Annotated in this window: 9 protein-coding genes; all 9 read right to left on the bottom strand. The window is 70.4% G+C overall.

The features are described 5' to 3' along the window. Position 1: 1 nt before the first annotated feature. Positions 2-1,204, bottom strand: a complete 1,203-nt coding sequence (locus TR33_RS15390; RefSeq protein WP_014912887.1) for an acetylornithine transaminase — start codon at positions 1,202-1,204, stop codon at positions 2-4. Continuing rightward, positions 1,201-2,196 carry an acetylglutamate kinase gene (gene argB / locus TR33_RS15385; RefSeq protein ID WP_014912373.1) on the bottom strand — a complete coding sequence of 332 codons (996 nt, stop codon included), beginning with the start codon at positions 2,194-2,196 and terminating at the stop codon, positions 1,201-1,203. Before argB ends, TR33_RS15390 begins: the two co-directional genes overlap by 4 nt. Next, complete coding sequence (locus TR33_RS15380; protein ID WP_017535155.1) at positions 2,193-2,969, bottom strand: bifunctional ornithine acetyltransferase/N-acetylglutamate synthase; 777 nt, start codon at positions 2,967-2,969, stop codon at positions 2,193-2,195. Before TR33_RS15380 ends, argB begins: the two co-directional genes overlap by 4 nt. An 18-nt stretch (positions 2,970-2,987) precedes the next feature. Then, positions 2,988-4,016, bottom strand: coding sequence for an N-acetyl-gamma-glutamyl-phosphate reductase (gene argC, locus TR33_RS15375; RefSeq protein ID WP_014908937.1), 1,029 nt, complete (start codon positions 4,014-4,016; stop codon positions 2,988-2,990). 156 nt (positions 4,017-4,172) lie between these two features. Further along, complete coding sequence (locus tag TR33_RS15370) at positions 4,173-5,594, bottom strand: NAD(P)/FAD-dependent oxidoreductase (RefSeq protein ID WP_026125110.1); 1,422 nt, start codon at positions 5,592-5,594, stop codon at positions 4,173-4,175. A gap of 188 nt (positions 5,595-5,782) precedes the next feature. Then, entirely contained in the window at positions 5,783-6,274 is a 492-nt protein-coding gene (locus TR33_RS15365; RefSeq protein WP_026125109.1) for a MarR family winged helix-turn-helix transcriptional regulator, read from the bottom strand. A gap of 194 nt (positions 6,275-6,468) precedes the next feature. Beyond that, positions 6,469-7,695, bottom strand: coding sequence for an aminotransferase family protein (locus TR33_RS15360; protein WP_026125108.1), 1,227 nt, complete (start codon positions 7,693-7,695; stop codon positions 6,469-6,471). A 475-nt stretch (positions 7,696-8,170) separates the two neighbouring features. Next, positions 8,171-10,660 carry a phenylalanine--tRNA ligase subunit beta gene (gene pheT, locus TR33_RS15355; protein WP_042283771.1) on the bottom strand — a complete coding sequence of 830 codons (2,490 nt, stop codon included), beginning with the start codon at positions 10,658-10,660 and terminating at the stop codon, positions 8,171-8,173. Next, positions 10,660-11,778 carry a phenylalanine--tRNA ligase subunit alpha gene (pheS, locus tag TR33_RS15350; RefSeq protein ID WP_014909440.1) on the bottom strand — a complete coding sequence of 373 codons (1,119 nt, stop codon included), beginning with the start codon at positions 11,776-11,778 and terminating at the stop codon, positions 10,660-10,662. Before pheS ends, pheT begins: the two co-directional genes overlap by 1 nt. Positions 11,779-11,810 lie beyond the last annotated feature (32 nt).

Here is an 11,810-nt window from a genome sequence, read left to right as displayed (position 1 = left end):
GTTACTGCTCCTTCGTCGCCGCGGCCTCGGCCGCGTCCAGGACGGTCGGCAGCGCCTCGATGAACACGCCGATCTGTTCGGGGGTGATGACCAGCGGCGGGGCGATGCGCAGGGTGTCGGGGGACACCGCGTTGATCAGGAAGCCGCGGACCGCGGCCTGCTCCTGAACGTGGGCCGCGTGCGGTGCGGTGAGTCGCAGGGCGCGCCACAGGCCGCTGCCGCGCTGTCCGGCCAGCAGGGGATGGTCGATCCCCTCGATCTGCTCGGCGAGCAGGTCGCCCATCACCTTGGTGTGGGCGAGCAGCCCTTCGGTCTCGATCGTCTCGATCACGGCGAGGGCCGCGGCGCAGGCGACCGGGTTGCCTCCGAAGGTGGAGCCGTGGTCGCCCTTGTGGAAGGCGTCGGCGAACCGTCCGAAGCCGACGCAGGCGCCGATGGGAAGACCGCCGCCCAGCCCCTTGGCCAGCGTGAGGACGTCGGGACGGACCGCCTCGCCCTGGTGGGCGAACCACTCACCGGTACGGCCGATACCGCTCTGGATCTCGTCGAGGACGAAGGCTGCGCCGGTCCGGTCGCACAGGGCCCGGACCCCGGCGAGGTAACCCTCGGGGGCGGGGACGACGCCGGCCTCGCCCTGGGTGGGCTCGAGGAAGACGGCGACGCAGTGCTCGTCGACGGCCTCGGTGAGCGCTTCGAGGTCGCCGTGGGGGACGAAGCGCACGTCCATGCCGAAGGGGCCGAAGGGCTCGCGGATGGAGTCCTTACCGGTCAGGGCGAGCGATCCGGAACTGCGGCCGTGGAAGCCGCGCTCCGCGGCGACGAAGTAGTGGCGCCCGGGGCCGGCCGCGCGCTTGACCAGCTTCAGGGCCGCCTCGTTGGCCTCGGTCCCGCTGTTGGTGAAGAAGACCTTGGCGTCGCCGCCGAGGAGCCCGATGAGGCGTTCGGCGAGCTGGACCTCGCGCTCGTGCACGAAGAGGTTGCTGGTGTGCGCGAGGGTGGCGGCCTGGTGGGCCACCGCCTTGACCAGGGCGGGGTGGCCGTGGCCCAGGCTGGAGACGGCGATCCCGGCGATCAGGTCGAGGTACTGGCGTCCGTCGGCGTCGTAGACCTCACAGCCCCGCCCGAGGGTGAGCGCGATCGGGGGTACCCCGTAGTTGGGCATGAGCGAGGCTTCGAAGCGCTCCCTCAGGTCGCTGCTGGTCACTGTGTCTCTCCCGGGTTCTGGATGCCGTTGGTGATGTCGTGTACGGGACGCGGGCGTCGGGGGTGGCGGGCGTTGCCGTTGAGCAGTTCGTCCTCCAACACCTCGTCGGCGACCATCGTGCCCACCCCCTGGTCGGTGAAGACCTCCAAGAGCAGGGAGTGCGGGACCCTGCCGTCGATGATGTGGGCCTGGGGCACGCCTCCCTCGACCGCCTTCAGGCAGGCCTCCATCTTGGGGAGCATGCCCGAGGACAGCGAGGGCAGGAGGGCGCGCAGCTCGTCCACGTTCAGCCGACTGATGAGGTCGGTGTTGGCCGGGTAGTCGGCGAACAGTCCCTCGACGTCGGTGAGCATGATGAGTTTGCCGGCTCCGAGCGCGACCGCGAGGGCGGAGGCGGCGGTGTCGGCGTTGATGTTGTAGACGCCGCCGTCGTCGGCGCGGGCGACGCTGGAGACCACGGGGATGCGGCCGTCCGCGATGAGCGCGGAGATGGCCCCCGGGTCGACCTCGCTCACCTCGCCGACGCGGCCGATGTCGAGGACCTCCCCGTCCACCTCGACGCTCTTACGGCGAGCCTGGAGGAGGTTCGCGTCCTCTCCGGACATACCGACGGCGAAGGGTCCGTGCCGATTGATCAGACCCACGATCTCGCGGTTGACCTGACCGGTGAGGACCATGCGAACGATGTCCATGGCGTCGTCGGTGGTGACGCGGAGTCCGGCGGTGAAGGTGGACTCCACTCCGGAGCGTTCCAGCATGGCGCTGATCTGGGGGCCGCCGCCGTGGACGACGACGGGGCGCAGGCCCGCGTAGTAGAGGAAGACGATGGACTCGGCGAACCGGACCCGCAGTTCGTCGCTGATCATGGCGTTGCCGCCGTACTTGACGACGACGGTGCGACCGTGGAAGCGGGAGAGCCAGGGCAGCGCCTCGATGAGGTGCGCGGCCTTGTCCATGGCCTGGGCCTGGTCCTGGGCTGTCCGGGAGTTCATGGGGTGTCCTGCCTGTCTTCCTTGGTCGGGGGGTCTGCCTCGATCTGGGCGGCGAGTTCCTCGCACACCAGGTTCAGGAGCGCGCGGACGCCGTCCTCGTCGGGGGGTCCGGGGGCCGCGCCACTGGCCATGAACAGCACCGTGTCGTTGGTGCCGGTCGGCGGGGGGAAACTCTTGGCCGCCGCCTCCTCGACGAGGTCGCGGCACTGCCGGGCGTCGAGGGCCGCGTCGGTGGTGAGCACGCACAGGAGCGACCCCAGGGAGGGGTCGGATCCCTTGGCCATGCCGCCGACGGTGATCCCTCCTCCGCGACGGAAGGCGATCTTGGCGACGGTGTCGTCGGTACGGATGGCGTCGGCGGCGGAGAGCCCTCCCCCGCGGCCGGCCTCGGCGACGGCCCGGGCGAGCCCGTCGTCGAGGGCCTCCCTGGAGGGGCGGACCCCGAGGGGGCCCGCGGAGCACAGGACGATCTCGGCGGCGGAGTCCTCCAGAAGGGCCGCCGTGTGTTCGGCGGTGGCGTGGACGTCCTGGAAACCGAGGGGGCCGGTGCCGGCGTTGGCGCACGCGGAGTCGAGGACGGCGGCGCGTACGCGTCCACCGGAGACGACCTGGCGGGACCACAGGACCGGCGCGGCCGGGTCGGGGTGGGTGGTGAACACGGCCCCGGCCGCGCGCGCGGGACCGTCGTTGACGACGATCGCGACGTCACGGTCCGGGTGCTCGCCCCTGCCGACTCCGGCGGCGCGGAACCCCCGGGGAGCGGTGACGCTCATGTGGTGTCCTTCCCTGCCTCAGGGGGCGACCGCGGCGAGCGGGAGTCCGGTGGCCTCGGGCAGGCCCAGTGCGAGGTTGGTGCTCTGCACGGCTCCGCCGGCGGTGCCCTTGGTGAGGTTGTCCAGGGCGGCGACGGCGACCATGCGACCGGCGTCGGCGTCCACGGTGACCTGCACCATGGTGGTGTTGGCGGCCAGGGTCATGGACGTGTCGGGCCAGGTCCCCTCGGGGAGCAGGTGCACGAAGGGCTCGTCGGCGTAGGCCTTCTCATAGGCGGCGCGGATCGTCTCGGCGGTGGCGCCGGGCTTGAGGGGGGCGGTGCAGGTGGCGAGGATGCCGCGGGGCAGGGGCGCCAGGACCGGGGTGAAGGAGAGACGGACCGCCTCGTCGGTGACCGAGGAGAGGTTCTGGACGATCTCGGGGTTGTGACGGTGGGCTCCGCCGACGCCGTAGGGGCTGAGGGAGCCCATGACCTCGCTGCCGACCAGGTGGGGTTTGGGCGCCTTGCCCGCGCCGGAGGTCCCGGTGACGGCGACCACGGTCAGGTCGGGTTCGACGAGCCCCGCGGCCAGTCCGGGGAAGAGCCCGAGGGTGGCGACGGTGACGTGGCAGCCGGGAACGGCGACCCTGCGGGCTCCGGCCAGGAGACCGCGCTGTCCGGGCAGTTCGGGCAGACCGTAGGGCCAGGTGCCGGCGTGGGGGGTTCCGTAGAAGCGTTCCCAGGCGGTGGGGTCGGTGAGCCGGAAGTCGGCCCCGCAGTCGACCACCAGGGTGTCGTCGCCGAGCTCTCGGGCGATGTCGGCGGACTGCCCGTGCGGGAGGGCGAGGTAGACCACGTCGTGGCCCCGCAGCTCCTCCACGGTGGTGGGGGCCAGGACGCGGTCGGCCAGCGGCAGGAGGTGCGGTTGGTGCCGGATGAGCGGGCTGCCCGCGTTGCCGCCCGCGGTGACGGCTCCGATCTCGATCTCGGGATGTCCCAGGAGCAGGCGCAGCAGCTCACCTCCGGCGTAGCCGCTGGCTCCGGCGATCGCCGCTGTGTATCCCATGGTGAGATCCCCTCCTCGGTATTGGACTGGACTATCATGCATGCCCTTGCAAGTTTATGCAAGCAGAGGATGATGGTCGGCCCTGGGGAGGGTGACGGTGGTCTCCGTCGCGGCGCGGCGCTCGGGCCGCGGCGACGGGACGAGGGTCTCCGCCGGTCAGCGCCCCGGCATACGGGTGGCGATATCGGCCAGACGGGAGGTGTGCCCCTTGCCCGCGGTCCTGGACTCACGACGGTCGGCGGTCCGGTAGAGGCCGCGCACGACCTTGGTGCCGACCCAGCGCAGCGGTTCGGGCTCCCAGCCCCGCGTCTCGTGTCCGACCCAGGGCAGACGGGTCAGTTCGGTGGAACGGCCCAGGATCAGGTCGCGCAGGGTGCGTCCGGCCAGGTTGCTGGTGGAGACACCGCTGTGGGAGTACCCGCCGGCCCAGGCCAGTCCGGTCTCGGAGTCCAGTCGCACGGTCGGCGACCAGTCCTTGGGGACGCCCAGCACCCCGGCCCAGGCGTGCTCGATCGGAACGTCCGCGACGTCGGGGAACATCCGGGTCAGGGCGCGCCAGAGCTCGGCGATCGCGTGCGGCTGGGTGAGCCCCTCCTCGGCCGGGGCCGACCCCAGCCGCTGGGGCGCGCCCCGTCCGCCGATGGCGATGCGCCCGTCCGCCGTGCGCTGGGAGTAGATCGAGGAGTGGGCGGTGTCGCCCAGGACCTCGCCGCCCTCCCAGCCGATCCGCTCCCACGACTCGTCGGAGATCGGCTCGGTCACGATCATCGAGGAGTGCGTGTGACGCCACTGTCGCCGCGGTCCGCGCAGCGTGGAGGTGAAGCCCTCGGTGGCCCGGACGACGTGGTCGGCGCGCACTGTGCCGTGCTCGGTGACCACCGCGGGGCGTTCGCCCTTCTCCCCCGGCCTGATCTCCACGACCGGGGTGTCCTCGAAGACGTCCACCCCCAGCTCCACGACCTTGGCGGCCAGACCCACGACCAGCTTGGCCGGGTGCAGTCGGGCGGCGTGCGGCGAGTACCCGGCGGCGACGGCCCCGTGGACCGCGATCCGCGGCTCCTCGGAGGGGTCGACCATGTGGAAGTCGTCGGGCCAGTAGCCCCATTCCTGGAGGTACTCGATGTGCCCTTGGAGACGTTCGCGCTGGGCCTCGTTGTCGGCGACCAGGTACATGCCGCCTTTGATCAGGTCGGCGTCGATCTCCTCGCGTTCGGTGACCGAGACCACCTCGTCGACGGTGTTCATCAGCGCGCGCTGGAGGGCGACCATGGAGCCCTTGCCGTGTGACCGGGCGTAGTCCTCCCGGGAACCGGAGAACTCGGCCGACAGCCACCCTCCGTTACGACCGGAGGCCCCGAAGCCGGCGAACTCCCGCTCCAGCACGCAGACACGCAGCTCGGGGCGTTCGCGCTTGAGGTAGTAGGCGGTCCACAGACCCGTGTATCCGGCTCCGACCACGCAGACGTCGTAGTCCGCGTCCCCGGCCAGGGGCGCTCTCCGTTCGGGCACCCCGATGTCCCGGAACCAATAGGAGATCCCACCATTGGCGAAACGAGAGGATCGGGGGATCGACCTCATCCGGGCAGCAGTGGTGAACAGCCTCATCATTCCCCCCGAAACCTCAATGCTCCCGACCCGCCCCGCGTCGGATCCCCGAACTCTGGCCAACCTACATGGGAACGGAGGTGCGTGGGATATCTTCCGCGCTTCCGAGGGACGCATGGGTCATTCGAGCAGGAATTCGACTACGGAGAGTCCCGAGGTCGTCAAAGAGCACTGTCACGGAGGGTACGCGCGATGGCGGCGAGTTGTCGAACCCCGTCCTCGCCCAAGGGGGCGAGCATGTGTTCGCGCAGCCGCTCGACGTGCTTGACCTTCGTGGCCTCGGTGAACTCCCGCCCCTTCTCGGTGAGGGTCGCGTAGACGACCCTGCGGTCGGTGGAGCAGTTGTGCCGCTCCAGGTAGCCCTCCTTCTCCAGGCGGTCGGCCAGCTTGGTGAACCCTCCGGTACTGAGGCTGACCTCACGCGCCAGTCGGCTCATCGGCAGTCGGTGCCCCGGGGTGCGCTGGAGACGGATGAGGACCTCGAACCAGGGGCCCGCCATGTCCTTGCCGTCGGGGGTGATGCCGCTCAACAGTCGAGGCCCGATGGCGTTGGTCGCCTCGGCCACCAGCCCCCAGGCGGTGATGAGGTCGTCGCCGTCCATACAGCCCTCGTCACGTGCCTCGTGTGTCGTCTCCGTCGTCCGTGTCGTCATGTCCCGTCCCTGTCGGATCGCGGGTGGACCCCGACGATCGCACCCTGAAGAAATATCTTCCTAGAAAATATTACTCCATGTCGGCGACTTCGTGGGGTGATCCGCGCCCGGAAAAAGGAACCCACCGGCGCGGATCGCGTCGGTGGGTGCGTCGATGTCGACGAGAAGGGGGCCCGGAACCCTCCGGGCCCCTCTCAGTGTCGTTCCATGACCGCGTCCAGGGCTCCTGCGAGAGTCGAGGTCAGGTGGTCGATCTGCTCCCAGGTGACCACCAGGGGCGGCGAGACCAACAGCGCCTTGGGCACCGGCCGGACGATGACGCCCCGGGCCCGGGTCTCGGCGAAGACCTCGGCCGTGGTGATGCCCCGTTCGGTGAGCGCCTCCTCGGTGAGCTCCACCGCGCCCATCACCCCGACCCCGGAACGGACCTCGGCGACCAGCGGGTGGCTCTCCAACCCGCGCAGGGCCGAGTCCAGGTGCCGTTCCACCTCGCGGGAGACGGTGAACAGGTCCTCGCGCTCCAGGATGTCCATGTTGGCCATGGCCGCGGCGCAGGCCGTCGGATGCCCGGCGTAGGTGGTCCCGTGCAGGAACGGGTTGCCCTCCTGGTTCCAGAAGGGGTCGGCCACCCGGCCGTCGACCACGACACCGCCCAGCGGCAGGTACCCGCTGGAGACGCCCTTGGCGAAGACGATCATGTCCGGGCTCACGCCGAAGCGCTCGATCCCGAACCAGTTGCCCATCCGGGCGAAACCACAGATGACGCTGTCCACGATGAACAGCACGCCGTACTTACGACAGATACGCGAGATCTCCGCGAAGTAGCCCTCCGGCGGCAGGAAGACCCCGCCCGCCCCGATCACCGGTTCGGCGAAGAAGGCCGCCACACGGTGGGCCCCCACCCGAAGGATCTCCGCCTCCAGAGCCTCCGCGGAGTCGTAGGGGACCACCGAGGTCTCCTCGACGAGCCGGCCGTAGCCCTCACGGAAGCGGTCCATCCCGATGATGCTGGTACCGAACCCGTTGAGGCCGTGATAGCCGCCGGTCCGACTGATCAGGTGCTGACGTTCGGGCTGCCCCAGCGCCGCCCAGTAACCGCGCGCCAGCTTGGCCGCGGTGTCGATCGACTCCCCTCCACCACAGGTCAGGATCACCCGAGGGTCGTCGACCGGCGCGTGCGCCGCCAGCCGCTCGCTCAGTTCGATGGCGGGCGCGTTGGCGAAGTCCCCGTAGACGGTGTAGGCGTCCAGGGTGCTGATCTGCCGATGCACCGCGTCCGCGATCTCGGTACGACCATGACCGACGTTGCAGTACCAGAGGCTGGCGGTGCCGTCGAGGTAACGATCACCGTACTGGTCCCAGAGCCACACGCCCTCGGCGCGGGAGACGACGAACTCCGGGCCCTTGGCCACGGTGTTCATATCGCAGAAGGTGTGCCAGAGGCGGCTGGACTCCCTGTGTTCCTTGGGAGTGAGCGCGGACGAGACAACCGTTTCGGTCATATGGCGACCTCCGAGCCGTGACATGCGCGAGAGTGCGCAGCGGAAAACGGATCTGCCCCCATCACCCGGACGCCCAGGTTGCGGTAGGTGATTGCAGGCTAAGTTCTCCACCCGCTCTTCAGCAAGAGACAAAACGAGGATTCATGCCCCGAAACATAAACTTCATTCCGACTACCCCTGCCCCATGGCCTCAAAACCCCTACTGTGCAGGAAAAACAGGCCCTGAAATTTCTTGGATTCCGGAGTGTCCGACAAACCGTTTCGCGACACGATCCCTGTGCGTATCGGTCCGAGACCGCCATCGAACACCGAACCCCGCCCGAACACAAGAGGGGCGGGACGGCCCCCTTTCTCAGGAGGGCCCGTCCCGCCCCTTCGGCGTGTCGCGGCGAGGTCAGCCGCGCAGGACCGCCCCGGTGCGCTCGGTGGCGAGGGCCACGGCCGCGTCACGCGCGGCCCCGGCCTCCTCGGCCGTCAGCGTCCGGTCCCCGGCCCGGAAACGCAGGGCGAAGGCCACGGACTTGCGTCCCTCGCCCACCTGCTCACCGGTGTAGACGTCGAACAGACGCACGCTCTCCAGGAGCTCGCCGGCGCCCTCGATCAGAGCGGAACGGATCCGCCCCACCGGGACCGACTCGTCCACGACCAGCGCCACGTCCTGGGTGGCCACCGGGTAGGCCGACACCTCGGGGGCCACGACCTTGGTCCGGGCCCGCTCGATCCGGTCCAGGTCGACCTCCATCGCGGCGGTGCGCTCGGGCAGACCGAAGGCCTTGACGGTGCGCGGGTGCAGCTCACCGGCGTGTCCGACCGCGAGGCGCTCCCCCGCCACGCGCACGTACAGCGCCGCGCAGCGTCCCGGGTGCCAGGGGGCCTGCTGGGAGGCCTCGATCTCCAGCTCCACACCGGCCACACGGGCCACGTCACGGGCGGCCTGGATCGCGTCGGCCCAGACGGCCTCGCGCCCCGGACCCCACCAACCCGCGCGTTCGGCGGCACCGGACAGCACCACGCCCACATGGCGCGGCTGCTCGGGCAGGGCCGCGTCGATCAGCGCCAGTTCCTCGGCCGAGGGCGCGCGATCCACCGGAAGCAGCGGAGCGCGAGAGGCACCGGCCCGGGGCAGGTAGATCGACCCCATCTCGAAGAGGGCGACATCGGTGAGACCACGACCGACGTTGCGCACCAGGGTCTTGAACATCCCCGGCAACAACGTGGTGCGCAGCAGGGGCTCCTCGTCGTTGAGCGGGTTGGCCAGCCGCATGCTCACACGACGCGGGTCGTCGGCCTTCAGCTGGAGCCCGTCGAGGTCGCGCTCGCCCACGAACGGGTACGTGAGCACCTCGTGGTGACCGGTCTCCGCCAGGGCACGGCCCACGGCGCGACGCAGACGCTGCCCCTCGGTCAGACCACGGCCCATCCCCTTGAAACCGATGGAGGGGATGTTCTCGTAGCCCTCGAACCGGATGACCTCCTCGGCGAGGTCGTTGGGGTCGGTCAGGTCCGGACGCCAGGACGGCGGGGTCACCGTGAGCACGTCGCCCTCGGAGGCCACCGCGCAGCCGATGGCCCGCAGCCACTTCTCGGTGGTGCCCTCGGGGTAGTCGACACCGGCCACGGCGCCGGCGTGACCCGCGCGCACCGTGATCGTGGTCGGGGCCAACGAGTGGTCGAGGTGGGTGTAGGCCGCCTCGACGCTCGCGCCGCCCAACTCGGCGAGCAGCTCCACCGCGCGGGTGGCGGCCACCACCTGCATCCTGGAGTCGATGCCGCGCTCGAACCGGCGCGAGGCCTCCGAGGAGAGCTGGTGGCGGCGCGAGGCCCGGGCGATGTGCCGGGGCTCGAAGTGCGCCGCCTCGACCAGGACAGCGGAGGAGGAGAGACCGATCTCGGTGTCGAGGCCGCCCATGACACCGGCGATGGCCTGGGCACCGGACGCGTCGGCGATGACGATGTCGTCGGGGTCCAGGGACCGGCGGACGTGGTCGAGGGTCTCCAGCTTCTCCCCCGGCTTCGCGGCGCGCACGGTGACGGTCCCGTCGAGCCGGTCGCGATCCCAGGCGTGCAGCGGCTGGCCGAGTTCCAGCATCACGTAGTTGGTGACGTCGACGGCCAGAGAGACCGGACGCACCCCGCTCTGGTGCAGACGACGCATCATCCACAGCGGGGTGGGCGCCTCGGGGTCGAAGCCGGTGGCGCCGCGCAGCACGAGACGGTCGGCGAGCCCGGTGTCGGCGATCTCCGCGGGGTGGCCGGGCCCGGTGGGCTCGACGACCTCGATCTCGGCGGGGTCGTGGAGGTCGACCCCGTACAGGGCGGCGACGTCACGGGCCACTCCGCGCATCGACAGCGCGTAGCCGCGGTCGGGGGTGACCGCGATGTCGAGGACGTCCTCGCGCAGTTCGAGAGCCTCGATGGCGTCGGCGCCGATCTCGCCGAAGCCCTCCGGCAGGACGACGATGCCGCTGTGGTCCTCCCACAGGCCCAGCTCGGTCGCCGAGCAGATCATGCCCGCCGACATCCGGCCGTAGGTCTTGCGGGCGCCGATCTTGAAACCGCCGGGAAGCTCGGCCCCGGGCAGGGAGACGACGACCAGGTCGCCCTCGGCGAAGTTGCGTGCGCCGCAGACGATCTCCTGTGGCTCACCGGTGCCGTTGGCGTCGCCGACGTCGACCCGGCAGAAGCGGATCGGCTTCTTGAAACCGGTCAGCTCCTCGATCTCCAGGACACGACCGAAAACGATGGGGCCGGTCAGGTCGGCTCCGAGCTCGTCGACGGTCTCGACCTCCAGACCCGCCAGGGTCAGTCGGGAGGCGAGCTCGCGGGCGGTGACGTCGGTGGGCAGCGCGACGTATTCGCGCAGCCAGGTCATGGGGACGCGCATCAGATCTCACTCCCGAACGCCGAGGTGAAACGTACGTCGCCCTCGACCATGTCGCGCATGTCGCGCACGTCGTGCGCGAACATCAGTGTTCGTTCGATTCCCAGGCCGAAGGCCCATCCGCTGTAGACCTCGGGGTCCACACCCGCGGCCACCAGCACACGCGGGTTGACCACTCCGCAGCCGCCGATCTCGATCCAGCCCTCGCTGGAGCAGGTGCGGCACGGCGCGTCCGGGTCCCCCACCGAGGCGCCTCGGCACACGAAGCACTCCATGTCCACCTCGGCCGACGGCTCGGTGAACGGGAAGTAGGAGGCGCGGAAACGGGTCTTGAGGCCCTCTCCGAAGAAGGACTCGACGAAGGTGTCGATGGCTCCGCGCAGGTGGGCCATGGTGATGCCCCGGTCCACGACCAGCCCTTCGAGCTGGTGGAAGACCGGCGTGTGCGTCGCGTCGAGCTCGTCGGTGCGGAAGGTCTTGCCGGGGGCGACCACGTACACGGGCAGGTCGCGCGTCAACAGGGAACGCACCTGGACCGGGGAGGTGTGGGTCCGCATGACCAGCCCGGACTCACCGCCCTCGGGCCCCTCCACGAAGAAGGTGTCCTGCATGGTGCGGGCGGGGTGGTCCGGCTGGAAGTTGAGGGCGTCGAAGTTGAACCACTCGGCCTCGATCTCGGGGCCCTCGGCGATCTCGAAGCCCATGCCGACGAAGACGTCGGCCATGCGCTCGGCGATCGTGGTCAGCGGGTGACGCGCCCCACGGGGGACACGGTCCCAGGGCAGGGTGACGTCGACGCGCTCCTCGACCAGGACCCGCTCGTCGCGCTCGGCCTCCAGGACGGCCTGGCGGGCCTTGAGGGCCTGGCCGATGTCGCGGCGGGCCCCGCCCACGCGCTTGCCGGCGTCGGCCTTGGCGGCCGGGGGCAGGGCGCCGATCTCACGGTTGGCCAGGGCCAACGGGGAACGGTCGGAGGCGTGGGCGAGCCTGACCTCCTTGAGTTCGGCGAGATCGGCGGCGGCCTCGATGGCGGCCAACGCCTCCTCGCGCATGCGGGCGACCTCGTCGGGGTGCAGGGGGGTCACCTCGACCGGGTCGAAGGAATTGTTCGGTGCAGACATGTTTGGTTGCCTCGCCGACACCGCACCGGCGG

This window comes from Nocardiopsis alba, from assembly GCF_000710955.1.
Lineage (GTDB): Bacteria > Actinomycetota > Actinomycetes > Streptosporangiales > Streptosporangiaceae > Nocardiopsis > Nocardiopsis alba.
This window is presented reverse-complemented; position numbering and strand designations above follow the sequence as displayed.